23 protein-coding genes and 4 pseudogenes are annotated in these 26,584 nt (G+C 70.9%); 11 read left to right on the top strand and 16 right to left on the bottom strand.

The window, feature by feature from the left end; genetic code table 11:
- Nucleotides 1–197: 197 nt before the first annotated feature.
- The gene (locus ACIRPK_RS35280) at nt 198–596 is read left to right on the top strand and encodes a hypothetical protein (RefSeq protein ID WP_403046627.1); all 399 of its coding nucleotides are present in this window, start codon (nt 198–200) and stop codon (nt 594–596) included.
- Nucleotides 597–702: 106 nt separating this feature from the next.
- Nucleotides 703–1,107: pseudogene (locus ACIRPK_RS35275) on the top strand (ISAzo13 family transposase); the annotation flags it as partial.
- A gap of 27 nt (nt 1,108–1,134) precedes the next feature.
- On the opposite strand, the gene ACIRPK_RS35270 reads toward ACIRPK_RS35275, so the two are convergent.
- Both ACIRPK_RS35270 and ACIRPK_RS35265 read right to left on the bottom strand, forming a co-directional pair.
- A protein-coding gene (locus tag ACIRPK_RS35270; RefSeq protein ID WP_403046625.1) for an IS3 family transposase occupies nt 1,135–2,375 on the bottom strand; the annotation gives its coding sequence in 2 pieces (ribosomal slippage) (nt 1,135–2,102 and nt 2,102–2,375; 1,242 coding nt in all).
- Between the two features lie 54 nt (nt 2,376–2,429).
- Nucleotides 2,430–3,071 (bottom strand): annotated as a pseudogene (locus ACIRPK_RS35265) (transposase); the annotation flags it as partial.
- Between the two features lie 258 nt (nt 3,072–3,329).
- Between ACIRPK_RS35265 and ACIRPK_RS35260 the strand changes: the two are divergent.
- The 7 genes and pseudogenes from ACIRPK_RS35260 to ACIRPK_RS35230 all read left to right on the top strand — a co-directional run bounded on the left by ACIRPK_RS35260 (nt 3,330) and on the right by ACIRPK_RS35230 (nt 8,793).
- Nucleotides 3,330–5,225 (top strand): hypothetical protein, encoded by a 1,896-nt coding sequence (locus tag ACIRPK_RS35260; protein ID WP_403046622.1) that lies wholly within the window; start codon nt 3,330–3,332, stop codon nt 5,223–5,225.
- A 31-nt stretch (nt 5,226–5,256) separates the two neighbouring features.
- Nucleotides 5,257–5,601 (top strand): hypothetical protein, encoded by a 345-nt coding sequence (locus ACIRPK_RS35255; RefSeq protein ID WP_403046620.1) that lies wholly within the window; start codon nt 5,257–5,259, stop codon nt 5,599–5,601.
- Between the two features lie 232 nt (nt 5,602–5,833).
- A pseudogene (locus tag ACIRPK_RS35250) lies at nt 5,834–6,175 on the top strand (transposase); the annotation flags it as partial.
- Between the two features lie 50 nt (nt 6,176–6,225).
- Nucleotides 6,226–6,501 (top strand): annotated as a pseudogene (locus ACIRPK_RS35245) (transposase); the annotation flags it as partial.
- Nucleotides 6,502–6,575: 74 nt separating this feature from the next.
- Nucleotides 6,576–7,076 (top strand): hypothetical protein, encoded by a 501-nt coding sequence (locus ACIRPK_RS35240; protein ID WP_403046617.1) that lies wholly within the window; start codon nt 6,576–6,578, stop codon nt 7,074–7,076.
- An 883-nt stretch (nt 7,077–7,959) separates the two neighbouring features.
- Nucleotides 7,960–8,217: a hypothetical protein gene (locus ACIRPK_RS35235; RefSeq protein ID WP_403046614.1), complete on the top strand. Its 258-nt coding sequence runs from the start codon at nt 7,960–7,962 to the stop codon at nt 8,215–8,217.
- A gap of 147 nt (nt 8,218–8,364) precedes the next feature.
- Nucleotides 8,365–8,793 (top strand): hypothetical protein, encoded by a 429-nt coding sequence (locus tag ACIRPK_RS35230; protein ID WP_403046612.1) that lies wholly within the window; start codon nt 8,365–8,367, stop codon nt 8,791–8,793.
- Between the two features lie 21 nt (nt 8,794–8,814).
- Here ACIRPK_RS35230 and mobF read toward each other — a convergent pair whose 3' ends face one another.
- On the bottom strand, nt 8,815–13,845 hold the full coding sequence (gene mobF, locus ACIRPK_RS35225) for a MobF family relaxase (protein WP_403046609.1): 5,031 nt from the start codon (nt 13,843–13,845) through the stop codon (nt 8,815–8,817).
- 315 nt (nt 13,846–14,160) lie between these two features.
- Here mobF and ACIRPK_RS35220 point away from each other — a divergent pair, with 315 nt between their 5' ends.
- Together ACIRPK_RS35220 and ACIRPK_RS35215 are read left to right on the top strand one after the other, a co-directional pair.
- Nucleotides 14,161–14,622: a hypothetical protein gene (locus tag ACIRPK_RS35220; RefSeq protein WP_403046606.1), complete on the top strand. Its 462-nt coding sequence runs from the start codon at nt 14,161–14,163 to the stop codon at nt 14,620–14,622.
- Between the two features lie 94 nt (nt 14,623–14,716).
- Entirely contained in the window at nt 14,717–15,598 is an 882-nt protein-coding gene (locus tag ACIRPK_RS35215) for a hypothetical protein (protein WP_403046603.1), read from the top strand.
- Between the two features lie 78 nt (nt 15,599–15,676).
- On the opposite strand, the gene ACIRPK_RS35210 is transcribed toward ACIRPK_RS35215, so the two are convergent.
- The 13 genes from ACIRPK_RS35210 to ssb form a co-directional block, all read right to left on the bottom strand.
- Nucleotides 15,677–16,681 (bottom strand): hypothetical protein, encoded by a 1,005-nt coding sequence (locus ACIRPK_RS35210; RefSeq protein WP_403046600.1) that lies wholly within the window; start codon nt 16,679–16,681, stop codon nt 15,677–15,679.
- A 188-nt stretch (nt 16,682–16,869) separates the two neighbouring features.
- Nucleotides 16,870–18,057 carry a hypothetical protein gene (locus ACIRPK_RS35205; protein ID WP_403046598.1) on the bottom strand — a complete coding sequence of 396 codons (1,188 nt, stop codon included), beginning with the start codon at nt 18,055–18,057 and terminating at the stop codon, nt 16,870–16,872.
- Nucleotides 18,054–18,902: a phosphoadenosine phosphosulfate reductase family protein gene (locus tag ACIRPK_RS35200; protein ID WP_403046596.1), complete on the bottom strand. Its 849-nt coding sequence runs from the start codon at nt 18,900–18,902 to the stop codon at nt 18,054–18,056. The genes ACIRPK_RS35205 and ACIRPK_RS35200 overlap by 4 nt, the downstream gene beginning before the upstream one ends.
- Nucleotides 18,865–19,782 carry a DUF2637 domain-containing protein gene (locus ACIRPK_RS35195; RefSeq protein WP_403046593.1) on the bottom strand — a complete coding sequence of 306 codons (918 nt, stop codon included), beginning with the start codon at nt 19,780–19,782 and terminating at the stop codon, nt 18,865–18,867. Before ACIRPK_RS35195 ends, ACIRPK_RS35200 begins: the two co-directional genes overlap by 38 nt.
- 88 nt (nt 19,783–19,870) lie before the next feature.
- A complete protein-coding gene (locus ACIRPK_RS35190) occupies nt 19,871–20,353 on the bottom strand; it encodes a hypothetical protein (RefSeq protein ID WP_403046590.1) in 483 nt (160 codons plus the stop codon).
- Between the two features lie 94 nt (nt 20,354–20,447).
- Nucleotides 20,448–20,963, bottom strand: a complete 516-nt coding sequence (locus tag ACIRPK_RS35185) for a hypothetical protein (protein WP_403046588.1) — start codon at nt 20,961–20,963, stop codon at nt 20,448–20,450.
- Nucleotides 20,964–21,235: 272 nt separating this feature from the next.
- Nucleotides 21,236–21,508 carry a hypothetical protein gene (locus ACIRPK_RS35180; protein WP_403046585.1) on the bottom strand — a complete coding sequence of 91 codons (273 nt, stop codon included), beginning with the start codon at nt 21,506–21,508 and terminating at the stop codon, nt 21,236–21,238.
- A gap of 81 nt (nt 21,509–21,589) precedes the next feature.
- Nucleotides 21,590–22,738, bottom strand: a complete 1,149-nt coding sequence (locus ACIRPK_RS35175) for a DUF932 domain-containing protein (RefSeq protein WP_403046583.1) — start codon at nt 22,736–22,738, stop codon at nt 21,590–21,592.
- A gap of 170 nt (nt 22,739–22,908) precedes the next feature.
- The gene (locus tag ACIRPK_RS35170) at nt 22,909–23,358 is read right to left on the bottom strand and encodes a hypothetical protein (RefSeq protein ID WP_403046580.1); all 450 of its coding nucleotides are present in this window, start codon (nt 23,356–23,358) and stop codon (nt 22,909–22,911) included.
- Nucleotides 23,359–23,843: 485 nt separating this feature from the next.
- The gene (locus ACIRPK_RS35165; protein WP_403046577.1) at nt 23,844–24,755 is read right to left on the bottom strand and encodes a hypothetical protein; all 912 of its coding nucleotides are present in this window, start codon (nt 24,753–24,755) and stop codon (nt 23,844–23,846) included.
- 51 nt (nt 24,756–24,806) lie between these two features.
- Nucleotides 24,807–25,076 carry a hypothetical protein gene (locus tag ACIRPK_RS35160; RefSeq protein ID WP_403046574.1) on the bottom strand — a complete coding sequence of 90 codons (270 nt, stop codon included), beginning with the start codon at nt 25,074–25,076 and terminating at the stop codon, nt 24,807–24,809.
- A 70-nt stretch (nt 25,077–25,146) separates the two neighbouring features.
- Entirely contained in the window at nt 25,147–25,824 is a 678-nt protein-coding gene (locus ACIRPK_RS35155; RefSeq protein WP_403046571.1) for a hypothetical protein, read from the bottom strand.
- A 70-nt stretch (nt 25,825–25,894) separates the two neighbouring features.
- Nucleotides 25,895–26,401, bottom strand: a complete 507-nt coding sequence (ssb, locus tag ACIRPK_RS35150; RefSeq protein ID WP_403046569.1) for a single-stranded DNA-binding protein — start codon at nt 26,399–26,401, stop codon at nt 25,895–25,897.
- Nucleotides 26,402–26,584 lie beyond the last annotated feature (183 nt).

The following is a 26,584-nucleotide window of genomic DNA, read 5'->3' as shown; positions in this document are numbered from 1 at the left end:
CCCGAAAACACCACATTCACAAGAGAGTTGGCATCATGCACAGTCCATGATCGCAGCCAAGGACGCAGCGTCACCACCGACTACGGAACAGAGCCAGTCACTGGACACACCCGATGCACGGAGCGGGATGCGGCGGGGGCGAAACGGGTACCCCGTACTGGAGCGTGGAGTCTGTCGGCCGTCGGGAAGGGGTTGGGATGGGCGTACGAGGTTCCGGTCGACGATTCGGCCCGCAGGACGTCTGGGCGGGCCTGACCATGCTCGTGCTGCTGTTCGGCGGCCTTACCGTGTTCGCCTACCTCCAGCCGCCCCTCGAGTACAGGTGCGACAACTCCAACTACCCGACCTTCCCGTGCAGGTTCAACCGGCCCCAGCCCGCCCCGACCACCCGGTGCCCCACCGACTGGTGGGAGTACCGCAGCCTGGACCGGGAAGCCGCCGTGGGCTGTGCGATGACCCGGCCGACCCCGCTGCCCTGCCCGACCACACCGCACACCTACTGGGTGGCACAGGGAGAGGAAGCGCTTCCACCTGGCTGCTCCTACCCGCGGACGGCAACGGTGCCACCGTCCACCTCGCCACTCCCGCAGGGCTGACACGGTGCCCTACAGCCCAGGGGGCTGACGAACAATAACTCCTCGGTTTCTGCGGGCTGTTGGGCCGTAGGATGCGAGGGCGTCGGAGGGGACGAAGGCAGAGCTGGTGGATGCGTTCGGGTTGTTGCTGCCGCATCTCGATGAGCGGCAGCAGCGCCTGACGCTGGGTGCCGTGGTCCGCGTTCTGGGCCACGGCGGGATCCGCATGGTGGCTCAGGCGGCCGGGGTGGCGGAGTCCACGGTGTCGCGCGGGAAGCGGGAGCTGGAGCATGCGGAGGAGCCTGTGGGTCGGGTCCGGGCAGCGGGCGCCGGCCGGAAGTCCTTGCGGGAGGTGGATTCGGGGTTGGTGCCCGCGTTGCTGGCGCTGGTCGAGCCGGACCAGCGGGGTGACCCGGAATCTCCGCTGCTGTGGACGGTGAAGTCCACCCGGAATCTGGCGGCCGAGCTGACGCGTCAGGGGCACCGGATCGGTTCGGACACGGTGGCCGCGCTGTTGAAGGCGGAGGGCTTCTGAACCGCTGCGGGTTCTGTAGAGACTCTAGGTTGTGGCTGTGACCTGCAGGTTTGGCTGCTGTTCGCTGTAGTACGCGGCTTCGTACTCGGCGGGTGGGGTGTGGCCGAGTTCACTGTGGAGCCGGGTGGAGTTGAACCAGTCGACGTACTCGGCGGTGGCGATCTCGACGTCGGTCAGGGTCCGCCAGGGCCCTTGGCGCTTGATGAGCTCGGTTTTGTAGAGGCCGATGGCCGATTCCATCAGGGCGTTGTCCAGGGCGTCTCCGACTGTGCCGATGGAGGCCGCGATCTGCTCGGCCGCCAGGTGGGTCGCAAGGCGGAACGACGTGTACTGCGAGCCGGCATCGGAGTGGTGGATCAACTCCCTTGGCACTACAGGGAATCCGGCGCGGTCCCGCTGCCACAGGCCCATCTCGAGGGCGGACAGGATCAGCGGCGTCTGCTTGTTGGTGGCCGCCGACCAGCCGACGATCCGCCGGGAGAAGGTGTCGACGACGAAGGCGACGTAGACGGTGCCCGCCCAGGCCGCCACGTGCGTGAAGTCCGCGACCCACACCCGATTCGGCGCGCTCGCGACGAAGTTGCGCTTCAGCAGGTCGGGCGCCCGGTCGACGCTCTTGTCCGACACTGTGGTGACAACCTTCTTGCCCCGCACCGCTCCTGACAGTCCCTGCGCCTTCATGAGGCGTGAGACGGTGCACTGGGCGACGGTGTGTCCGCGCCGCTGGAGTTCGGCCCAGACCTTGCGGTAGCCGTAGACGCCGTAGTTGCTCTCGTGGATCTCCTTAATGAGCGGGACGAGTTCCGCGTCGCGTCGGGCGCGGGCGGAGGTGGTGCCGCTCTTGTGGGTGTAGTAGGTGCTGGGGTGGATGCTGCAGTCGTTCGCGGTGAGCGTCCTGCAGATCGGCTCGACTCCGCCGAAGCGGTCCCGGTGCTCGTCGATGAACGCTACGAGCGTGTGTGTGGCCGGTCGAGCTCGGCCGCGAAGAAAGACGCCGCGGCCTTGAGGATCTCGTTGGCCCGCTTCAGCTCGGCGTTCTCCCGCTTGAGCGCCTTCATCGCCGCCGATTCCTCGGTCGTCGTGCCCGGCCGGGCGCCGGCGTCGGTCTGGGCCTGGCGGACCCACTTGCGCAGGCTCTCCGGGCCCACGTCGAGCTTGGCGCCGATCGACCGGATGCACTGGTACTCGGTCTCGTACTGATCGCGGGTCTCCAGTACCAGGCGCACCGCCCGCTCCCGGACCTCAGTGGGGTATGGCTTCCTCATAACGGACTCGATCCTTCCAAGAGAACGAGTCTCGGTCAAACCCGCAGCGGTTCAGTCCGAGCGCAGTCGGCCGATAAGTTCCAGGGGCAGGTCGGACAGGAGGTGGGCCAGGCGGGTGACGTCGTAGCCGGCGTCCATGACGAGCAGGATGTCCGGGGCGCCAATGGTCCAGTGCCCGGCTTCGATCAGGCGCCCGGTGACCTCGCGCAGTTGGGTGGCGGTGACCGCGGTGGCATCGTCCTCGGGCCCGAGCCGGACCGCGTCCAGCAGGCCGGTCCAGGAGGTGCGGCCGGACTCCAGGGCGGCGACGAAGGAGTAGGGCCAGCCGGGGATCATCTGGTCGGCGCTGCGGCCGCGCCCGTAGACATGGCAGAACAGGCGGTCATCGCTGGTGGGAGCGTCGGGGCGGAGCCAGTTGGAGACGTCCACGGCCAGGGCGATGCGTCCGTCGGCCAGACGTGGGATCGGCAGGGTGGTCAGTGCGCGTCGCAGTCGGGTCGGCTCGAGCCAGCCCCGGTCCAGTGCGGCGTACATCGCGCCGTGCCCGCGCCGGTGCTCGGCCGCCAGCGACAGGTCCACCAGCGTCTTGACGGGGCCGTCCGTGCACAGCAGCGCGTCGGTGAGCTCGAAGAGCGCGTCCCCTCGCTTGTACAGACAGTCGTAGAACTCGACCCGAAAGTGGGACAGGACGCCCAACGCGTCGTCTGCGGGCGCGTCAACGGGAAGACTCAAGGCAGCGGCCGTTCTCTCGTGCTTCGTGACTCGACATCTCGAAGCGTGGAGAACGGCCGCCTTCGCTGTCCCGGAAAGAACCGCAGATCAGCAGGTCGAGTGACCTGCGAGGTTAAACAACAAGCTTAGGCTTCCTCGCACTCAGCACAATCACGCACCAGCTCGCTATCGGGTTACCCTCGCTCACGGCCTGATGCGAACACGGCTCGTGAGGGGAACGGCATGGGACTGCACGAGGAGTGCGGCGATCAGCGGCTGGCGGCGGAGGGCGAGGTCGCTGTCGCCCGGCTGGCGATGGACGCGGGCGACCTGCCGCATGCCGCGACGCACCTGGCCGCCGCCATGGCGGCCGACCCCGGGCTGCCGGAGGTGCACGAGGCCCTCGCCGAGTTCTGCGCCCGCGCCGCAGGCCCGGCGACGGCCCTCGCACACTTTCCGACCGGGGGTCAGCCGTCTCCCGGCGCCGCCGCCTGCCACGCGCACCTGCGGGCGGCGGCCGGCGAGTGGGACACCGCCTTCGCGACACTCGCTGCCGTGATGGAGGCCGAGCCTGCCCTGCCGTGGGCGCAGGCGGCTTGGCTGCTCCGCGAGGACCTGCCGGAACTGATCGACCCGGACACCGTGGCTCACGCGACCTCCCGGGCCACGTCCGCCCTCCCCGAACCGCTGTCCCACGATGTCCGGGACGCCCTGCTGCCCTTCGACCGGTTCGTCTCCGGCGTACTGGAGCGCCATCCGGGCCACTCCCGCCTGCTGGCGCTCGCCTCGGCGCTTCCCCGCCTGCTCGGCGCCACCGACCGGGCCGTCGACCGGGCTCGGCAGGCGTACGTGATCACGCCGGGCCGCGTCGAGTCCGTCATGCTCGGCTGGGCGCTGCGCGCCGACGGGAGGCCGGACGAGGCGCTGGCGGTCTGGGAGGCAACCCTCGGCGAGGAGCCCTTCGACGGTCACCTGGCCGGCGAGGTGGCCGAGCTGTACGCGGCCACCGGCCGTCCGGAGGCGGGTCTGCCCTGGGTGGAGCGCGCGCTGCGCCACGAGCCCGACCATCCGATGGCCGCGCCCCTGCTGCACGTCCTGCGCCATCGGATCGACGGTGACATCGAGCATTTGATCGCACTGGCCGACCACGCCCGCGTCCACCCCGACCACGGACTGGCCGGCGAACTGCTCGCCCGGTTCAGCCGTCAGCAGCCCTGGCTGGGCATCGTGCATCCGGTCGTCGACCCGTCGATCGATCTCCTGCACCGGCTGCTGGTCGAGCCGAACAGCGAGCTGGCCGGGGGCTTCGTGATCCAGATGTCGGAGCCCGAGCCGCCCAGCACGCTGCTCGCCCTCCGGCTCGCCTTCACCGGTGGCTCGGTGGCCTACCGTCAACTCCTGGAACCGGACCCGCGCCTGACGGTGCGCCCGGTCAGCGTCCGGGTCTGGCGCTACGAGGGGCTCGATCCGCTCCCCGCCGTGGCCGCGCCCGCGCCGGAGAGCGCCGAGCTCGTCCGGCAGACCGCCGAGGTGGTCTGGGCCCATCTGCCCGCCGCCTACGACCGGGCGGTCCGCCTGGCCGGCCTGCCACTGCCGGACCTGCTCGGCGTGCTCGCGCACCCGCCCGTCCCGCGCGAGGACGAGCTCGGCCGGGCCCTGCTCGCGCACCAGCCCGAGCTGTGGATCCGTGCCGTCCAGGTGTTCGCCTGCCTCGGCATCGCCCACCACCGTACCGACCAGCGCTGGCTGGAGTCGGCCCGCCGCCGAACCCTGCTCGATCTGCTCTTCGGGACCGAGGACTGGGTGGTGGAGGCAGCCGGCTTCGCCCTGCTCGCCGTGGCCTGGACGCAGCCGGAGACCCGCCAGGACATCGGGCAGCAGTTGCGCATCCGCCTGCGCGCGGTGGCCGCCGCCTACCGGCAGCGCGACGTGACCATCCTCGACTCGGTCTGCACCCTGGTCCTCGCCAGTCCCTGGCGCGACGAGCAGTCCCTTGCCCTGGCCCGGGAGCTGATCGACCGTCGCCGCGACGACATGGCGGCACACGCCGTGGAGCAGGCCGAACAGGCCGAAGCGGAGACCGCAGCGGCCCCGAGCCCGCCCAGGGGACTGAGGCGGCTGTTCGGCCGGAGCCGTTGAGTTTGCCGCTTACTGATGTCGGCTTGTCAGGGTGAGGTTGGGGCGTCGAGGGTCAGGCCAATTCCGGCTCACCGGCGCCCTGGCCGCGGTCGAGGCCCGCCTCGCCGAGATCGCCATCACCGGCAAGGTCATCGACGGCCTCACCCTGCCCGACCACGAACCAGTCCCAGCGGCAACCACCACCGTCTACCAGCGCATAGTCACCGCCTTCAACGAGCACCCCGAGCAGGTCTTCCGGGTTCGCGACCTACACGAACTCCTCGGCTTGCCCACCGACGAGCCCTCGATCAACGTCACCCGCTCCCGTCTGGGACGACTCGTCCGCCAGGGACTCCTCGACCAACCCGGACGCGGCCGCTACCCGAAACGGACTTAACGCCCCCTGAGTGGGCGTTTTGGCATCTATTGTTTGATATGCGGCTCTTGTCCTTGTCCTACTTCGCGGTATTTGCCAGGTAGGTCGGGACTGGGGTCAAGCGGCCGACGAGGACAACTGCCCGTCTCATCCGCTGCTACGTCTGGAAGTCCGTCTGGTTTGAAGAATTCATAGAACCGCCCAAGTAGCAGCAGAATCTGATTGTCCGTCACGTTCAGGCTGACGCTGTGCCGTGAGCCAGCGGAAGCTGTATCCCAGCGACCTGTCCGACGCCCGATGGGCCCTGATCGAGCCAAAACTGACAGTCTGGAGGAAGGCCCGGCTCGACCGCAGGCCTACCGGCAAGCCGGCCAAGGTCGAACTGCGCGACGTTTTCAACGCGGTCCTCTAGGTCAACCGCACGGGAATCCCCTGGAAGTACCTTCCGCATGACTTCCCGAACCACGGCACCGTCTACGCCTACTACGCGGCCTGGCGCGACGAGGGAATCTTCGCCCAGCTCAACTACGACCTGACCGGACTGGCCCGCGTGAAGGAGGGACGCAACCCCGAACCGACGGCATCCGTGATTGAACCGCTGCGGGTTTGACCGAGACTCGTTCTCTTGGAAGGATCGAGTCCGTTATGAGGAAGCCATACCCCACTGAGGTCCGGGAGCGGGCGGTGCGCCTGGTACTGGAGACCCGCGATCAGTACGAGACCGAGTACCAGTGCATCCGGTCGATCGGCGCCAAGCTCGACGTGGGCCCGGAGAGCCTGCGCAAGTGGGTCCGCCAGGCCCAGACCGACGCCGGCGCCCGGCCGGGCACGACGACCGAGGAATCGGCGGCGATGAAGGCGCTCAAGCGGGAGAACGCCGAGCTGAAGCGGGCCAACGAGATCCTCAAGGCCGCGGCGTCTCCCGACGACCCGCCCTGAGCGAAGACGAACGCTTGGCCGCACTCGGCCGACTGCTGACCGGCACAGACGCACCGATGCGTCTGCGCGTCGCCGGGGTCATCGTCCTCCTCTACGCGCAACCCCTCACCCGGGTCGTCCAGTTGACGGTCGACGACGTGCTCCACGACGGAGAGGCCATGCTTCTGCGACTCGGGGAGCCCGCCTCGCCCGTCCCCGCACCGGTAGCGGCCCTGCTGCTGGCGTACATCGCGAACCGCGGCAACATGAACACCGCCACCAACCAGGCATCCCGCTGGCTCTTCCCCGGCCGCCGAGCCGGCCAGCCAGCCCGCCCCGACCACCTCTCCGCGCTCCTGGGCGAGATCGGCATCCCAGTCGCCGCCGCCCGCAGCGCCGCCATCAGACAGCAACTCCTCGAACTGCCCGCCCCCGTCGTCGCGGACGCCCTCGGCTACCACGACAAGACCACCAGCCGACTCCTCCGAGAGACCGGCGGGACCTGGAGCCGATACGCCGCAGGCAACCACACCCGGTCACCACCGGGCTGGGCTCCCCGGGGAACCCACGGCAGTTGAATGCGCGAGCCCACCAGTACCGAGGCCGTTCAAGCCCTCGGCGGAGGCCATCGCCGACCGGGCGAGCAAGCCGCACCGCCACCGGGCCCCGTCGCTGCCGGTGCGGGGGCCAGCGGACGAGAAGGACGTGAGTCAGGTTCCAGTTCCGAATAGGGTGACGCCGTGCCTCAACGTTCTGGTCAGCCGCCTCTCCCATCCCGCCAGCAACTTGCCAGCCTGCGGGACTTCGTCCATGGAAGGACCTACTCGGCCGCCTCGGTCGCCATCCGGCTCGACGGCGCTCCGCCGCATGCCGAGGGGTCACCCCTGGACGACGTGGGCAAGGTCGCAAATGCCCTGTACGAGGTCGTGAACACTCTCGGCAGACCGGTGCTGGACGCAGTGCATTCCGGGCAGCCGAACGACGAGGCGTGCGACTCGTGGATTGCGCTCTTGTTGATCGCCCAGCACTGGCGGGACTCGCCTGATCTACCAGCAGACCTGAAAGCCCTAGTCGATGGGGCGCTTCCTCTCTGACGCACCTCGCCCGGTCGGACCCCAGAAGGCTGTCACGTTCAGTAGCAATGCCGGAACGAGGTGGGCCAACTCGCGACGGTTGAATACGCGAGCCCACCAGTACCGCGGCCGTAGCCTACCGATCCTCCTCGTGGGCCGACACGAAGGCGTGAGCTTGGTCTGCGGCCACATCGAGGGTGCCGCGGGAGTCACCCGTGGCCGTGGCGGGGATGAGTGGCATGTCGCGAAGCAGCGTGTCCCGTTCAAGAGCGATGTCCGTCACGAAGTCTGTCCACGTCATACCCGTCACGCTAGGCGTCCTCGGTGGGGCGGGCGCGCTGGAAAGTCTCAGCGTGCGCGGTCCAGTCACTGAGTGCACCGTCGAGGTATGGGTGTGCTGGTGCTGCTGGAGGTCGTTAAGGGGTTTGACCCTGACGAAACGGACCCCTCCTTCGTCCGGTCGGTCCACGCCGCCGCGAGCGACCCTGACGTGCCGGAGGACCCGTTGCCTGTAACGCTCTGCGGAATCTCCACCGATCCCTTGGTGCACTCGCACTACCGGGCCGGGTACGGGGAGCCGTGGTACCCAGCGGAGCTGGAGGACCGACGGTGCCGGGAATGCGAAAGGGCGCTGAAACGGATGTGATGCAACTGCTGGGGCTGGGGCTGGGTGGCTAGTCCGGCCGCGCAGGTGGGCGAGCCGAAGTGCGGCTAGAGCCCAGTTGGCGGCACTTTCGGGCGACAACCCGTGTGCCTCGCACGAGCCGGAGAATCCACACGCGACAGTTGTGCCATGGGAACCGACCCGTTGGACCAGATGGTCCGTCGCCTCAATCTCACCGACGCGCTGCAAGCGCACTTCGGGCCCTGCCGCGAGTGGCCCGTCCAGATCAAGGCGGCCTACGCGCAACTCGAACAGCTGAGGGACCTGATCGGCGATGAGCGGTACGCGGAGCTGATCAACTGCGCCGAAGAAGGCATCGAGAAGTGGGCAAGGTTCAACCGCCGAGAGGTGCAGATCCAATACATCGGGCTGGCTCTGTTCAAGCAGCATGAGGACGAGAGTCCGGAGCTCAAGGTCGCTTGGGCCATCCTGTACGGCCTCCATGTCCTCCTCGACCGGCCCGAGTTCGAAAGGCTGGTCGCTGCTGCCTCTGCGGCACTTGCAGCAGACGCCGACGACAGACGAGATGCGGAGAACGATCTCAGCCTTGCAGGCTAGGGCCGCCCCGGACACAGAACCTCAACGGATGCGCGGGCCCTGCTGGTCCTGACGGGTCTGCCGCGGAAGCGGCTGGACCGCCGGTTGCGGGACGGCCGGGCGCTGGGCCGGTGCCTGGTTCTGGCGCTGGTCGGCGGGCTCGATCCGGCGGGTCGGCGCAGTCCGAGCGGCGCGTGTGGGCTGTCCGCCGCGCTGCTGGAGCTGTTCGCGGTGGGCTTGGCGCTCGGCCTGGCGGCCAGCACGGCGGCGTTGGGCGAGGGTCAGCTGGCGACCTTCCTCGGCCTGCGGCTGCTGCTCCGGCTGAGCGGCCTCGATGGTGAGCTGGCGGCGCTCGATGAGCACCGTGCTGACCTGCTCCGCGACGTGCTGCTGGGCCAGCGCGGCGTCGTCCAGGCGCGGGAGGCCGGCGAGCCAGATGGCGCCGGTCCGGGCGGCGACGGCGCGCACGATCTCGGCCTGGTCGGCCTCCGGCAGGGCCCGGTAGACGTCGGCGGCGAGCTGGCGGCGGGCCACCTGGTCGGGGTTCGCGGTGGTGACCGTCGGGGCGTTCGGCGCGGTGGCGATGCGCCGGGCGGTGACGGCGGCTTCGGTGGCCTGCCAGTAGGCGTCGTGGCCGGTGCGGCCCTCCTCGATGTAGGGGCCGGCGGGCTGGGCAGCGCTGTCATCGGTGACCTGGTACTGGTCGCGGTAGGCGGCGACGACGGCGAGCTGCTGCTGCCACTGGGCGCGCAGGGTGGGGTCGGTCGGTGCTTCGCCGAGGGTCCGGCTCCACTCCGGGCGGTGCTCCGCGGTGCGGTCGGCGAGCGCCGAGAGGCGGCTGGCGATGAGCGCGGTGCTCTCGGTGAGGTAGTCGTGGTGGCGCGGGTTGGCCGTGGTGGAGGCGGGGACGGCGCTGATCCATGCCGGGAGGTCGGCACGGCCGGAGGCGGCGCGGGTGTGGGCGAGGGCCTGCTGCTGGGCGTGCTGGAGGAGTTCGGGCAGCGCGGTGCGGCCGGTCACGTCGGAGAGGGCGGTCTCCGCGGTGGTGCCGGTGTTCTCGATCGTCTTGAGGGTCCATGCGAGGGTGCGCCACAGCTCCGCTTCGGCACGGTCGGCCGGCTGGCCGGTGGTGGTCGGGGCGTCGGCGGCGAGCTGGCGGCCGATGCGCCAGGCCAGGACCTGGCTGAGGCTGTCGGCGCCGGTGAGCGGACGCTGTTCGGCGACCTGGCGCAGGAGGGTGGCGGGTTCGTGGCCGGCGGTCTCGGCGCGGCGCAGGGCGGCGGTGAGGGCGGGCCAGGTGTTCTCGTTGCGTGCGCGGGTGGCGTGCTGGTCACCGAGGACGGTGGTGACGAGGGCTTGGTGGCGGAGGGCTTCGGGTGCCTGCTGGTGGTGTTCGGGGATGCCGTCGGTTGCCAGGTTGGTGCGGGCGGCGCGGGTCAGGGCGGTGACCGGGTCGCTGGCGCCGGCGGTCTGGGCGGCCGTGGTGGTGAGCAGGGTGGTGGTGTCGTGGCCGGTGCGTTCGGCGGCGGCGAGGGCGCCGGCGAGGTGGGGCCATTGCGGGTGGGCGGTGACCTGGTCGGTGGCGGTGTTGAGCGCGGTGGCGGCAGCGGTGGCGTAGCGGTTGAGGGTGTCGGCGGAGACGTGCGGGTGCGCGTCGGGGGCCTGGGCGGCGGCGGGCGCGATGCGCAGGGCGGCCGGTTCGGCGGTCGCGGTCTGGGGGTCGAAGTGGTGGGTGGGCAGGCCGGTGTGCGCCGCGATCAGGGCGGCGTAGCGGGTGGTGTCGGCTTCGGTGGGTGCGTGGAGGTGGGCGGGGGCGGGGCGGTCTTCGGTGATGGTGTTCAGGCGCCAGGCGAGGGCCTGTGCCGGGGAGTCGGCGGTGGTGAGGTCGCCGCGCCAGGTGGCGGCGGCGATCAGGCGTTCGGGCTGCCAGCCGGCGGCTTCGGCGCCTCGCAGGGCGCGGGTGACGGCGGTCATCGCGTCGTCGGTGGTGATCTGCTCGGCGAGGGCGGGGCCGAGGAGTCGGTGGATGAGCTGGTGGTAGTAGGGGGTGGTCAGGGTCTCGATGGCGTGCTGGTGGCGGGGTGCCAGGGTGGCCAGGGAGACGGCGTCCTCTTGGGCGTTGCGGATGGTCTCGGTGGCGGAGAGCTGGGCGCCTTCGCGGCCGAGAACGCGTTCCAGTACCTCGCGGGCGGCGAAGGAGTCGGGGTCGTTCTTGGGCTGGTCGAGCTGCTCGTCGGTGTCGAACGGGAGGAGGTCGTGGGTGGCGGTGTAGAGGGTGGTCTTGTGGCGGGCGCGGCTGAGCTGGACGTACAGCTCCTCGCGGGTGGTGTCGTCGGTGACCAGGGGGTGGGCGGTGTCGACGGTGCCGCCCTGGGAGCGGGTGATGGTGGAGGCGTAGAGCAGCTGGACGTGGGCGGCCACGTACTCGGCAGGCAGGGTGAGGCGTCCGCGGTGCTCCAAGTGGCGCACCTTCAGGGAGCCGTCCTCGTGGCGCTTGAGGATCTCCCAGGCGTCGCCGTTCTTGAGGAAGTCGCGGCCCCGGTTGGTGGTGATCTTGCGGTTGTTCTCGCGGGTGACGATCCAGTCGCCCTTGCCCGCACGGTTGCCGTCGCGCAGCAGGACGCCGTCGGCCTCGACCTGGCCGGCGGCCACGCGGTCCTCGCGGGCTCGGGCGGACAGGGTGGTGACGTCCGTGCCGGTGCGGGCGCTGATCAGCGTGGTGCGGCCGGCGAGCATGTCGGTCTTCCAGCCCTCGTAGGCGGCTTCGACCATCGCGGTGCGCGAGCCGCTGACGACCCGCTGGTTGGCGAAGTAGAAGTCCAGCCCGGTGCTGTCGCCGGTGCGGATCTTGAGGGTGGCGGCGGCTTCGGCCTTGTCGCTGAACCGGTGGAGGGTGGTGAGTTCGACGGCGCCGGCTTCGGCGGCGATCAGCCGCAGCGCGCCGCCCGCTTCGACGCTGCTGAGCTGGCGGTAGTCGCCGAGCAGACGCACGCTCGCGCCCCGCTCGGCGGCGATGCGGGTGAGGTTGTCCAGGTTGAGGGTGCCCGCCATCCCGGCCTCGTCCACCAGGACCACGTCGCCCGGGTTCAGGACGAAGCCCGCGCGGCTCTTGGGCACGTTCTGGCCGGTGGCCAGCTCACCCATGTACTTGCCACCCATGTACTCCCAGAGGAACTTGTGGAGGTTCTCGGCGGGCTGCTTGAGGTCGCGAGCGAGGACGGCGGCGGAGGCAGCGGAGGTGGCGAGCGGGACAACCCGCTGTCCGGCCTGGTTGGCGACGTGGACGTACGCCTGCATCGCGGTGGTCTTGCCGGTGCCACCCGCACCGAGGCCGAGGGTGATCAGCCGGGTGTCGGTGGCGAACGCCGTGACGAGGGCGCGCTGGCCCTCATCGAGCGCACGGTTGCGGGCCTCGAAGCCGTCGAGAGCGGCACCGACGAAGGCCGGGTTCAGGCCCTCGTTGACGGAGGTGAGAGCAGCGCTGACCAGGCGGCGCTCTGCATCCAGGATGGCGTTGCTGGTGTAGCGGGCGGAGGCGTGCTGGACGAACACGCTGTCACCGTTGGAGCGGCGAAGCTCGTCGGGTTCGGTGAGCAGGGCGGGGGCGTCGACCCGGACGCTGTGCGCCGGGGAGATGGCCTCGGTGACGATCGCCTCGACCAGCTGCTGGTGCTCGGTGGTGCTGGTGGTGGGGTGCTCGGAGCGGGCCAGGCGCTCGGCGTGGGCGCGCAGGTTCCACACCGTCCACACCGCGCGCTCCTCGCCGACGGCGGTGATCACGGCGGCGGCCAGGGTGGGGATCTCGACCGGCTTCGGCTCCTCCTGCCGGGCGGCGGCCAGGGTGCTTTCGGGCGCGGGGACGGCCGCCATCACGCGCTGAACGATGTCCTGGCCGTGGGCAGTGGTGACGGTGTGGGTCCAGTCGGCGCGCATCTCCTCAAGGGAGCGGGCGGCCTTCTTGCCCTCGCGGGTGTCGAGGTTCGCCTGGCGGGCGAGCTGGTGGGTCATGCCGCGGGACGGATCGTGGCCGTGCTCGCGCCGGTACTCGCGCAGCAGCTGCTCGTAGCGGGCTTCGATCTCGGTCCGGCGGGAGGAGAAGTGGGTGATCGTCTCGACGGGGACGCCGACGATCTCGCGCACCGGCTGGCGCTTGGTGGCGGAGTCCTCGCGGGCCTCGAACTGCACGCCAAGGCGCGCGGTCAGCTCGGTCTCGAAGCGGGAGTTGTAGAACTCGGAGGCGGCTACGGTCATCGCCAGCAGGCCGCGGGCGTCCAGCGAGCGCCACCGCCCGTCCACACCCTGGATCTTGTTGGCGACGACCAGATGCGTGTGCAGGTTGGGGTCGCCGGCCCGGGAGTCGTAGTGGTCGAACGCGACGGCAACCAGGCCCTTGGTCTCGATCTGGGCCTGGCCGGTGCTGCCGGTGCGGGTGAACGCCGCGTGCTCCTCCAGCAGCTCCAGCGCGGCGTCGCGGGCGGCGTCGTGGGCCGCACGGACGGCGGCGCGGACCTCCGGACGCTCGTCCAGCGCCCACAGCACAGCGGCCGACTTCACCGGGGCGAAGACGAGGTCGAAGCCCGCGACGGCGGCCCGCTGGCGGCGGAACTCCTCGTGCTGGACCTTCTTGACCTCGGCGCTGGTGGGAGTGCGCCGGGTCTCCTTCTCGATGACGGCCAGGCGCCGCTCAACACGCTCGGCGAACGGGTCCAGCGGCTCGTACTCGGGGTACTTGCGGCCGAGGGTGGCGGCCTTGATCGCAGCTGCCTGGACGGCCTTGAGCTGATCGTCGTCCATGCCGGCGCGCACGTTGGCGGCCAGGTACTCGTCGATGATGCGCTGGGCGTCCGGGTGCTGGCCCAGGCCGAAGAGGTGCTTCATCTGCTGCTCGGTGACGGTGGTTCCGTCGAGCCCGAGCAGGGGGGCGCCGCGGCCGAGCCAGATGCCCGCCGGGTTGCCCTTCTGGGTGTAGTAGTCCTCGGCGGACTGCCCCCGCTGACGCTGTACGTCGCCGCCCGCGACCTGGCGCGTCAGGTAGGTGTAGCCGTTGCCGGCGGTGAGCTTGTGGATGGTCATCAACGCGACCACCCCCAGCTTTCCGTAACCCGGATGAGGGTAGGCGCAGCAGCTATTCGAGCCGCCGTTTCACCTGCCTCATCAAATGCCATGTGAGCACTTTAGCCCCGCGCAGCGGACCATGCTCAGAATATCTGCAAGAGGTGTCTGGATGGCATGGGGATGCTGGCAGATGGCCAGCTCAGAGCGCATATGGGGGCGGAGATGTGACGTGCGCCTCGGTTTCTCTATCGGATTCTCTCGACGTTTATCAACGTTTATCAAGAGGGATTCAAAGGGGTTTGCGACCTAGGCTTTTCCGGCTATGTTCGATGCATGAGCGGACGAATTTCAGCGTCGCGGGCCAGTGCGGTTCGAGCGGCGCAGCAGGCGAAGGCCGCGCGGGATGCGGAGCGTCTCCGGCGCGAGCGGCAGGTGGAGTCGGCGCTGGTCGACTTCTACGAGCAGACGGGGAGGGCGGAGCAACTGCGGGCGACCGCGCGGGCTCGGGCGGAGAAGGTCCTGGCGGACGCGGAGGCGGCGGCGTTGGAGCCGGAGCGCCGGGCGCGGGAGGCGGTGGCGGCGCTCGCCGATCTGGGTGAGCCGCGCGATCAGATCGCGGAACTGACCGGGCTGTCGCTGGCGGACGTGCGGGCGGTCCTGGCCGAAGTTGCCGGGGCCGGGAAGCCGAGCAACGGGGGCGGCGGCACCGTAGCGGTGGCGGCCGTGGAGCCTGCTCCGGGAAGCGCGGTGGCCGGCTCCGGCGGCGGGGCGGGCGGTGAGCCGGTCCAGGGGTGACGGGCAGGTGCCCGTGTCGTTCGCCACTGCTTGGGGCGCGGGTGGCGTGAGAAGATGCGACGGTATTCGAACTAGTGCCTTGGACGTGCGACGGATGAGCCAGAACCTTGATCAGTGGGTCCAGTGGATCGGGCTGATGCTCGGCACTGTGATCGCACTCCTCACGCTGGTCCGCTCAGCCGTGAACGCCTTGGCGGGGCGGCGCGACACCTCGCCGGTTCTTGGCCTCCTTGCGAGCGCGTTTGTCGCCGGGTTCCCGGCGCTGCTGGTGAAGGTGCTTCCGGCCATCTGGGACTCGGCGGCCGATTCGCGGCAGGCGGAGCCGGTGGAGGCGGACCGCAGCTTCGAGGTGCCGTGGGGCATCGTCGGCTTGGTGGCCGTCGGGGTCGCGGCGGTGGCCGGGGCGGTCGTGGTCGCCCTGGCGGTGCGGAAGCGCCGGGCGGCCGGCCGGGCCGCGCGGCTTCGACGTCAGCGCATCGAGGATCGGCACGATCTCGTGCTGGAGCAGTACGGCGCGTTCTGCTCCGACATCCTGGCGGTGCTGGAGCGTCCGCTGCTGACGGATGTCTCGGTGAGGGAGACCGCCGAGCTGGTGCACGCGCTCGCTGCGGCGTCCGACGCACGCGCCGCCGGTGCGGAGAGTGCTGCGGAGTACGGGCAAGCGGTGACGGCCCTGGAGATCGCCTGGCAGGTCGCTGATCGCCACGCTCGCAAGGTCGGCACCGGCCGACTGCCGGAGCGGGAGCGCGCGGCGGTCGCGCAGGCTCAGCGCCTGTTGCGTACCGCGCTGGGCGAGGGGGCGTCCGACGCCGAGCGTCAGACCGCCTATCGCCGCGCCGTGGGGCTCCTGGAGGGGGTCGTGGCCATCCCCCGGGAAGCGACCACGGCGATCGAGGGCGGGGCCCGGCACCACATGCTCCTCAAGTCCTACCCGGAGCCCGCCGGTGCGAGCAGCGGCGACGCCGCGCCGCGCTAGCCGAGGACGCTCTTGGAGAGACGAAGGCGCTGCCGACCATGAACTGGACGGCAGCGCCTTCGTGATGTTCGGCGGTCGCTAGTCGGCGGCCGGGGGGTTCCAGAAGGCGTCGAAGACCTTCGTGTCGTAGCGCTTGCCGTCCTCGGTGTCGGCCGGGTGCGGTACGGGCTGGCCGGCTTCCTGGGCACGGGCGATGCGCTTGCTGATCGCGCTGATGCTGACGCCGTAGTACTTGGCCAGCTCGGTCGCGGAACGGGGTGGTCCGGCGAGCCAGGCTCGGTGCTCCGCGCTGCCCTTCTCGTCGTAGCCGAACTCGCGCAGCACGGCGCGCTGCTCGGGGGTCGGCTTCCCCGTGGCGGGGAGGTATCCGAGCTCGACCAGGACGGCGGTCGGCCCGGAGCCGAGCGGGCCGGAGGCCGGCAGATAGCCGAGCTCCCACAGCAGCGGCAACAGGGTGTCGGCCGACCACACCCGGAGCCGACCAACCTTGCCGGTGCTCAGTTCGGCGATCTCGGGTCGGCGCACCAGGGTCTTCACGGCCTCTTTGCCCTTGCCGGTCAGGCGCTCGATCATGGTGGTGGTGAGCTTGTCGAGCACCGGCTGGGTGGCGGGCTCGGCAGCGGGGGCGGGCGGCTGGACCGTTCCGCGGGGGCCGGTGCGGCTCGACCGTCGGCCGAGCCAGGCTTTGACCTCGCCCCAGTTGTAGGTGCCCAGTGCGTCGGCGTTGGGGAACCGGTCGGCGCTGGTGCGGTAGGTGGAGGGCATGCGGCTGACGGTCTCGCGCGGTCTGCCGGTGCGGCTCGCGATCTCGGAGAGGGTGACTCGGTCGGCGTCGTCCCCCGGCAGCTCGTCCGGGTTGACGTGGGCGGCCTGGTTGTCGCGCATCCACGCGGCGACGGCTTCACGCGGGTACCGCTGCTCGCGGTGGTCGCCGGACTCTTCGGAGGCCGGCCACTGCGGGTCCTTGGCGAGGCGGCGGACGGTGGACTCGGACAGCCCGGTCGCGTTGCTGATGTCGGCGACGCTGAGACTGTCCGCGGTGGCGGCGTCCAGCCGTTCGGCAAGCGTCGGGGCGGGGGCCACGGGAGTCTCCTTGGGGTGGTTGTTCAAGGGGGAGGACCCTCCCCGGCTCGACATGGACTAATCTACCGGCGCGGAGTAACGGTCTTTCGGGATCGGTCTTCGTGGGAGGGGGCCGGCGGCTTGCCCAAGTCGGCCCATCGAGGCCGATACGGCTTCGGCCGTGCTGCTGGCCCCCGTCTTCATTCCGCTCACGCCGCGAGCGCGGCCGGGGACGTGAGATCGGCCTGGTGGTGCAGTCGTTCCCACCACGCCGCGAACGCCGGCCGTTCCTTGTCTGCAACCCCTGCCGGTGCCAGGGCCAGGGTCATCTCGATCGCGGGGAGCCCGCCGGTCCGGGGGATGATGTCGGCCCGGCTGATCCCGTACTCGTCGGTGACGGCTCCGCCGACGGTGAGGGCGGCGAGCGCGGAGGCGGCGTCGGTCCGGCTGCCGGTGAACATCGTGCGCACGCTGCGCCACGCGGTCCCCTTGGCGGTGGGGTCGTCCCGGCGGGGATGGATGATCCGCCGAACCTCGTAGACGCTCCAGCGCTGCCGCCGAAGGTGGTCCTCGAACGCGGCGAGGACGTCGACCAGACCCTGGGTGCGGGCGATGTCCTGGGCGGCGACGGTCCCGTACAGCGTGGAGCGCGGGTTGAGGGCCATCGCGGTGTACTCCAAGGCGAGGGCCTGGGCTCCGATGGCCGGCTCCGCGCGCCAGCGCTCGACCAGTTCGGCCCTCCCGCGCCGCCCGGCAGAGAACGGGCAGTACCCGCACGCTGAGCGCATCCACGGCTCGCCGAAGCGGTCGAGCAGGTACCGCTCGCACCGGTGGCGGTCCCACCCCCAGTCGTTGATCAGCGGGTACTCGGGGATGCGGCCGAGGGTGGTGTAGCGCTCGTCCCGCTCCGCTCGGCGCAGTTCCTCGCTGGCGAAGCCGAGAACGTGCCGGAAGGGGCTCCCCTGGAACTCGTCGCCCAGCCACCCGTCGAGCACGTCGCCCTTCGCGTGCAAGCTGCACAGGCGCCGTTTGGCGGCGATCTGCGGGACGGTGCCGCTGGCGCGGAGTTCGTCGGACAGCCGCCACGGTCCGCGGGTGATCAGGCGGCGCGGGCTGCGGGAGTCGTCCAGCACGGTGTAGCCGCCGCGCTGGCTGGTCCGGCTGATCTGGACGAAGCGCACGCCGCTGCCGCGCATCAGCGGCAGAAGGTGCTGCTCGACCAAGCGCCGGGTGACGTCCGGCTCGTCTCCCGTCATCGCGGTCAGCACGGTCAGCCGGTCGAGTGGGAAGTCCCGGCTGGCCGGCTCGGTGAACCACCGGGCGGCGACGGCGGCACTGTCGATCCCCATGCCGAAGCTGAGCACGACCGGCAGGGACGCGGAGTCGGTACGGGTCATGCGGCACACACCGCCGTACCGTGCGGGGGCGTGCGGAGCGCGGCTCCGCACGGGCGCAGGGCCTGTACGGGGCCGGGGTCCTCACGCTCGGCGGCGTCGATGATCTGTTCCATCGACAGGTCGCGGCGGAAGGGCTGGCCGATCTCTTCTTCGACCAAGGCGTAGTCGAGGGCGGTGTCGGGTGCCATCCGTGCGGCGGTGATGAGGGAGCGGCGTCCGGCGAACGGGCACAGCCGGCAGCTGAGCCGGTCGAGCTGCTGGTAGACGGGGTGGGGCGGGATGCCGCTGGCCCGTACGGTCTTCCACACGGTGTCGGTGCTGAACTGGTGGATGGGCAGCCAGGTGGTGATCTGGCGTCGGCCGGAGGTGGCCGCTCGGTCCAGGGCGAAGGTGGGGCGGCGGGATCGGACGGTGCTTTCGGCAGCGCGCAGTCCGAGCGCGGTGACGATGCGGGCGGGCCGGCCGGTGATGCCGAGTTCGTTGGTCAGCTCGGTGTAGAACTTCCGGGCGACGTCGCGCTTGAGGTAGCTGCGGCAGAAGGGGGTGCTGGGCCCGGGCCAGCGGCCCCGGTCGCGGACCAGGTCGAGGAGTCCGCCGCGTTCGCGGCGGCGGACCTCGAAGCGGAGTCCGTACGCGGCGGCCTGCTGGGCGGCGAGGGCGGGCACACCGTCCCACTCCGCGTCACCGAGGTCGAGGTGGAGGACAACGGTGCGCTTCAACAGGTCCTTGGGGGCGGTGGTGCCCCACAGGTGGAGGCTCGCGGCGGAGTCCTTGCCGCCGCTGTTGTTCCACACGACGGCGTCGGTGTCATGCAGCTGCGGCGGTATGTGGAGGGTGGTGCTCATGTGCGGGTTCCTCGTACGGGTTCGGGGCGGGTCGGGAGGTGAGCGGGAGGGGCCGGTCGTCGGCGTCCCGGGCTGTACGGATCGGGGGGCGGGGCCGCGGGTCTCCCGTGTGGACGGGGGGCTCCTGTGCGGGGCCGGGGTCCGTACGGCCGTGGAGCGTGCGGGCGTCGGCCACCCGCTTCTCGCACCAGGACCGGCTGTAGCCGGTGCTGGTGGTCAGCTCGTCGTAGTCGGGGCGCCAGTCGGGGTCGGCGCGCATCGCGGCGAGCAGGTCGGTGATGACGCGCAGTTTGCTCGGCCGTTCCGTCGGCGGCTCGGTGGCGGGCTGGTCGTCGGGTTCCTCGGCTTCGGCTTCGTCGGCCGGGTCGGCAGGGGCGTCTGCGCGGAAGTGGTCGTCCGGCTCGGCCGCGAGGTTGGCCGGCGGTGAGGGGTCGGCGTCGTCGTCCTGGTGCTCGTGGGTGTCTGCGTCGGAGGACGGTGACGGTGCGGCGCCGGTCGGCCGGTTGGAGGGGCGGGACTCGATGATTCCGGCGGCGGCGAGGAACGCCAGGCTGGGCCAGGCGGCCATCACGTATCCCCATGGGGTGGGGCGGGCGACGGCGAGGTTGGCGGCGAGGCTCATTGCCACGCCGAGCACGAGGACCCCGCGGGGCCAGCGGGCGGACTGCCGGGCGCGCTTGCGGCGGCGGATCTCGGCGACGGCGCCGAGTGCCATCAGCTCGACGGACACCGCGATGGCGTAGGCCACCCATCCGGTCTGGCCGGCCGCGGTGGCGGTCTGCACGACGTGGGTGAAGCTGACGGCGAACGCGCAGACGCCGAGTATGCCGACGGTGAGGTCCGCGGTGAGCGCGTCCCTGTCGGTGGTGGTCGGGGTCACGGTCTTGTTCTCTCGGGTTTCGTGGGCGGGTGCGGCCCGGTTGCTCTCCGGGCCGCACCCGTTGATCGGTCGGGGTTGGAGCGAGCCGTCAGTGGGCGGTGCTCAGGTGTCGGCGGCGCGCGTCGTCCACGTAGCCCTTGCCGGCGTGCTTGGCCGACCACTCGCCACAACTGCACTCGGCCTTGGAGTAGGCGCGTCCGGGGCACCCCGGGGTCAGGGGCTTGCCGGAGGTGGTGTGCCGGTGCTCGGGCGGGCACGCGGTGTCGTCGGCGTGGTGGTCGGTGCGCGGTGCGCGGAACCGGATGACGGGGGTAGTCTCCTTCGGCGGCCGGGCACGGAACGGGACGGTGACTCGTCCGGGGTCCTCACGGCTGGAGGCTTCCTGCTGGGCGTCCCACTCGGCTTCGGTGTGCGCGTCGCCGACGCACAGCGGTTCGGTGTGGTCGTACCAGGTCCGTCGGTCACCGGCGACGATGCGTTCGGCCTCTGCTTTGGCCGCGTCGGCGGTCGGTGCGAGGACGGGCACCACGTGCACGGTGATGACGTCTACGGGAACGATGTACTTGGGCATGCTGATGTCTCCTGCGGTCGTCGGGGTGAGCCGTGGGCTGGTCTGGCCGGGCCTCGGCGCGGTCCGGCGGGTGGCCTGGCCGCGCGGGGGCGGGTCAGGCCGCGGGGGTGCCGGCGAGGTGTTCCCAGCAGGTGCCGTTCCAGAACTGGGTCGCGGCACCGGTGGCAAGCGGCAGTCCGAGAGCGGCGTGCGCGCGGCGGCGGTCGTCCGCAGTGGCAGGCATCGCGATGGTGCCGCTGATGGTGACGGTGCCGTCGGGGGCGACTTCGCGGAGCAGGGTGCGGCCCTGGAGCGCCTGTGCTCGCAGGGAGCGGCCGACGTTGAACTCCTCGATCAGCAGGTCCAGCAGCAGGGAGAGGCTGATGGTTCGGCCGTCTCGTCGGCAGGCGTCGGCGAACTGGGCGAAGTCGGCCACGTCGAAGCTGCCGTGGGGCACGAACTCCGTGTCGTACCCGTCGCCGTAGTTCTGGGCGCTGCCGATCTTGCGGCCTCCGCAGCTGAGGGTGGCCAGGAACGGAGTCGCCCGGAGCAGCACCAGCTCCTGGCAGCTGGTGACCTCGTAGCGGGGCTGGTCAGGGGTCTGGAGCCCGGTGTGGGGCAGGGTCGGCACGTGGTTCTCCTGGTGGTGCGGGAAGGGTGAGGGTGGGCAGCCGGCGGCGCCGCGCGGGGTTGGGCCGTGGTGCGGGGTCGATCCCCGCAGCTCGGCGCTCCCGGCCGGGGGCCGCCCGGGCGCGGGCGGCAGGGGCCGGCGGGCGGTGCGGCCGGTGGTGCTTCGAGGGTGGGCTGCGGGAGGGGTTGGGCCGTGGTGCGGGGTCGATCCCCGCAGCTCGGCGCTCCCGGCCGGGGGCCGCCCCCCCTCGGGGGGGGGGGCCGGGGGTTCGGTCAGCCTGGCTGGTCCGCCTCGGCGACGGTGTCCGTCAGGTCGCGGGCGAGGGCTTCGATGCTGATGGTCACCCGGCGGAGCTGGTCGCGGGCCTCGGCCGCGCGGTCGGCGCAGAGCGTGTAGTAGCTCTCTTCGTCGTCGGGGCCGACGGGGAAGTCTTCGCGGTCGGGGTCGTAGGACGGCAGGTCCGTGCGGAACCTGTCCTCCCATTCCTCTTCGAAGGTGGTGACCTCGGCAACGAGGGTGAGCAGGCGTTCAGCGGTGGTGTTCAAGGGCTTCCGGTCCTCGCGGCGGGCTGGTGGTGGCGGTCTGTGCCGGACCGCCCGGCCCGGGTGGGCCGGGCGGCGGGCCGGTCACAGAGCGGCGGCCAGCTCCATGGCGCGGATGCCGAGCGCCTCGACCTCGTGGGCGTCGTCGGCGTCGGGGAGGGTCTGGGCGACGGAGGTGACGGCGTGCATCACGCCACCGGCTGACAGGTCCCCGCCCTGGATGAAGTGGGCGAAGATGTCGGCCCTGCGCTCCTCGGTGAACTTGAGCCGCTGGGCGACGGTTGTGATCGTGGCTTCCGGGTTCTTGATCCGGGCTGCGGCGGTCTCCTGGATGGACCGCAGCTGTCGGACGACGTAGTCACGGTCAAGGAACGTCGAAACGGCGTCGGCGGTCTGGGAGGCGATGAGTTCGAGTGTGCGGGCCTGGGTGGTGTCGCTCCACCGGATCACCCCGTCCTGCTGCTTGCCGCCGATGTGTACGGACCGCATGACGTCCTTGGTGATCACCATCCCGTTGTCGCAGACCTGGACGACCAGCCGGGGCACGATGGTGAACGCCCCGCACCCGGTTTCGGAGTTGCTGATCTCGAATCCGGCGAACACGGTCGGGTTGTCCGCGCCGCGCGCGCCGCTGAACGGGCTCTTGTAGTCCTTCAACAGCTCCGGCGCGTAGGCGCTGACCTGCGGGGCGGTGATCTTGACGTACATCTTCCGGTCGGTCAGGTCGCACTTGTCCAGCCGGACCACGACACCTGCGTCCCGCACGCCCTGGAGCGCGGCGGTCAGGATGTCCAGATTGTCAATGATCCGGTAGCTGGGGCTCAGGAAGGCGCGAGCTGTGCCGGTGTCCTCGCCCTGGGCAGGGGTCAGCGTGCGGACCATGAACGACTTGTCGGCGCGGCTCTCGTGGCCGAGCCACCCGTTGACGTTGGCGTCCCACAGGTGCGGGGCCTCGATCCGGGTCTTCCGCAGGTAGCCGACGGGGATGCCCAGCTTCTCGGCCACGCCGGACTCGCACACGTCGGTGAGCCGGAACTCCGCACGCTTGCGGGTGACTCCGTCCGGGGTGAGGTCGTGGTCCGCGCCCTCGATGACCAGTCGGCCACCCTCGGCACGGATGTTCTGGACGGGCGCGACGACGTCCGCCTTGCGGGGGTGCTGCTCGCGGAGAATGCCCACGATCTCGGAAAGGCTCGCGTTGCGGGTGGAGGTCCTGGCCAGGGTGATGGTCATGTGTGAAGTCCTTCGCGCGGGGTTCGTCTGTCGTGGGTGCCGGACGGGGTTGCCCTCCCCGTCCAACAAGAACAATACTACCTCAATAAGGGTTTTTAGTCAAACCCTTGGGCATAGGTCACCGCCGGGGAGCGGCCCCGGCCCAGCGGATCGCCAGGCCGGGACCGGGCTCAACGAAGGCCAGCGACCCAGAGCAGACCCGCGAAGCTGCGGGCGATATCGGCGAGGTCATCCCGACCCCTGACCCACGTCGGAACCTCGCCACTGCGGACCTGGGCGCCGGGGTCGGCCCACATCGCGCCCCGGAACAGGGCGTACTCCTCACCGGAAGCGGGGATGCGCAGCTCCCACGTGCCGAGTTCCTCGCACATGACCTGCACGGCGTAGGTGCGGGCGGCGGAGACGATCACGACCGTGCGGGGCGCGCGGGGGATGCCGAGCTCGGTGAGTCGGTGGTCGAGATCGACGGCGACGGCCAGGCGCTCGGCATAGGGGAGTTCAGCGATGGCATCCGGGGTGAGCCAGCACCACGCGCAGCCCGACCCGCCGCTGTGGCCGCACTCGGCCTGCTTGGCCGCGTTGATCTCTTCGAGTCGTGCGCGGTCGAGAGTGATCGTCATGCGATGACGCCTTCCGTTCGGTCCATCGTGGGTGCCGGTCGGGGTTGCCCTCCCCTCCCAACAAGGACAATATTACCTCATTGAGGGTTTCTGGTCAAGCTCGAAGGCATGGTTCAGCACGCCGGTCGGACGGCTGACAGGCCGTCAGATCAACGGGCGCACCTCCCCCGTCCCCCCGATAGCTGCCTGGGGTCCGGGGCAAAGAGGTCGTCCGGGTCAAGGGCCGGCCGCAGGCCGGTGGCGCAGCCACGCGAAGCGCCCTTGAGGCGGGCGGCCGGCTCCGGATACTGGGCCGCGGGAGGGGGGCCGGGGGAACCGCGCAGCGGGGCGCCCGGACCAGAAAGAACGCAGCGCCGAAGGCGCTTCCGCCCCCGCCGCCGCAGGCGGCCGGCGGCAACGCCGCCCAACAACACCGCCGCGCCAACGGCGCGACCGAACCTGGGCGGGCACCGCGACCGGGGCGGCCGGTGGCGGTGCCCCCGGGTTCAGGGGGTCGGTTCCTCGTCTTCCTGGCGGGGAGCCGACAGGGCGACGGTGGGGTGGAGTTCGGCGATGCGGCGCAGGCGGGAGCGGGCGTCGGCGCGGGCGGCCGTGCTCGGCGACTCCAGACTGGCCTCGGTGAGGATGTGGGCGAAGCTGGCAAGGGCGGCGGCGGTGTTCAGCACCATGCGGCGGGGCTGGAAGATCGCCGCGCGGTCGCCGAGTCGGCGGGCGGCGGTCCAAGAGCGGTAGACCTCGCGGTCGGCGGGGGTGAGCGGCTGGCGGCCGGACAGCCGGGCGTCGATCCAGTCGGCCAGGTGGCCTCCGACCTCGACGGTCGTGGTGGTGCTAGTCCCCGGGTGGCGGAGTCGGGTCCACCGGTCGATCTGGGTCTCCAGCACGCCGAGCCGATCGACTGCCGGGCGGAGGTCGTCAGCCTCGCGCGCGGCCCGTGCCAGTTGGCGGTCGGCCGCCGACCGGAGGTAGCGGGTGTGCTGTGCGTGCCGGTGACGGTCCAGCCGGTACTCGCTGACGATCTTCTCTCCGACCTCCTTGGCTCGTGCGCGGGCCTTCTCGGTGGCCAACTCGTAGGTGCTTCGGTGGAGCTGCTCCCATGGGTCGCGGTCGGCGGCAGTGCCAGGCTCGGGGAGCGTGATGCCGTCGTAGATCCATGCGTTGTGGACGGCTAGTCGGTCGGTGTAGCTGCTGGGGCCCTCGTCGGGGTCGTAGCGGCCGGAGACGAACCGGAGCCGGGTGTAGGCGTCGGGGTTGTCGGCCGCCCCGGGGGCTGCCTCGGGGTGGAGCGTGATGGTGCCGATGACGTGGGGTGCGCGGACGGTGTAGTAGGTGAGGCCGGTCTCCGCGTGCTCGACCTCGTAGCGGAGCAGCAGGCGGGTGTGGGTGTAGGTGGTGATCAAGGATTCTCCGGAGGGGCCGGCCGGGCGTGGTGGTCCGACCGGCCCGGTTCGTCAGCTTCGGGGGGCGGTGCCGGGCAGGAGCGGCGGGCCGCCGTGCTGCTCGGCGGCCTGGTTGATGGCCTTGGGTAGACGGAGGACCACGACGGACTGGAGCCAGAGCAGGCCGACGACGACGGCGAGCAGGGGGTAGGTGATGAGGAGCTGGTCCCGCAGGGTGGCGATCACGGTGGCGGCGATGACGGCCAGGACGACGGCGAACATGCCGCGTTGGATGGTGTTGATGGTGCGGGTCAGCTCGCTCGGGGGCGGGGCGGTGGGCATGGGGGCCTTTCCTCAGCGGTGGTCGGCGGGTGGAACGGGTGTCGGCGAAGGGGCGTTCGGCGTGGGTGGCTCACCCTCCCATGGGGACGGTGCCGTAGTAGAAGGTGGGGAGGATGGTCAGCAGCGGCATCGGACTGTCGGGGTGGGCATCCTCGGGCTGGTAGCCCTCGCGCGGCATCGCCGCGCTGATGAGGAGGCAGTCCTGGCCGAGGAAGTCGCGCCCGATCCACCGGGAGGCGTAGACGGTCTGCGGTAGCCAGGAGTGTTCGGCGCTGCGCCGGATCGGGGCCAGCATGGCCTCCGTCAAGTCCTCGACGGTGGGTGGTAGGGCGTCCGGCTCGCGCCAGCGCCAGACCGGCGGCTCGTCGCCTGCTGCCGCCGAGGGGATCGGGCTGTTCCGCATGGCCCAGCGCACGAACGGCAGGGTGGGGCCGTGGCTGTACGTGCTCGGGCTGCGTCCGTCGGAGTAGAAGCGTTCGTAACGCGGGACCTTGCTGGTTCCGTGGTAGCGCCAGACCAGCCGGAACTCGCCGCGTCCGCGCGCGGTGTCGGCCGATGTCGTCACCACCCATCCGTCGCCGGTGTTGGTCTCGTCGGCCGGGCACCACTGGGCGTCGGCGGTCCAGCCGTGGCGGCGGGCGTAGGCGACGATGGCGGCCACGGTGGATGGCGTCTTCGCGGGAGCCGGGCGGACTGGTGCGGCGGGGGTGCCGCTGGTGGGTTCTGCGTCGGGCGTGGCGGTGCTCAAGCTGTCCCTTCGTGGGCGGGGTCGGCCGGACCGGGCGGCCGGACGGAGGGTCCGCCCGGCCTCGGGGCGGTCAGCTGGCCATGGCCGGTGTCGGCCAGGAGCCGACGGTGGGCGGGGCAGTCGGGGCGGGCGGGGCCTGGACCGGCGGCCAGGTGGCGTCGAACGCACCGGGTGCGGCCGGGGCGGGAGCCGCTGCCTGCTGGGCCGGGCGGCTTCCGGCCTTGGTGACCTCGACGGTGGCGAAGCGCATGCAGGCGCCGACCTCGTCAATCTGAAGCTCGGTGTAGACCTGGCGGGGTCCGTCGGCAGGCTGGTGGGTGCGCTGCTTCAGGACGCCGGTCACGACGACCCGTGCCCCCTTGGCCAGACTCGCCGCGATGTTCTCCGCGTACTGCCGCCAAGCGACGCACGGCAGGGAGATGGAGTCGCCGTCGCGGTAGCTGCGGGTGGAGCTGTCCCACACCCGCTCGTTGGAGATGACGGTGAAGACGGTCCGCGCGGCTCCACTGTCGCTGTACGTGAGCTTCGGGCTGTCCGCGAGGTTTCCGACAAGGGTGATCTTCGTTTCGCCTGCCATGGTTCCTGCTCCTCTTTTTGCCGTGGTCTCTGTCTGTTGGTCGGGGGTGCCATCCCCTTCCAACGAGGACAATATTACCTCGTTGGGGGTTTCTGGTCAAGCTTGAAGGCGTGGTTCGGCATGCCGGTCGGACGACTGACAGGCCGTCAGATCAACGGGCGCACCTCCCCCGTCCCCCCGATA

This window comes from Kitasatospora sp. NPDC101801, assembly GCF_044766665.1.
GTDB lineage: Bacteria > Actinomycetota > Actinomycetes > Streptomycetales > Streptomycetaceae > Kitasatospora.
Note: the sequence above shows the minus strand (reverse complement) of the source record. Positions and strands in the feature narration are given on the sequence as shown.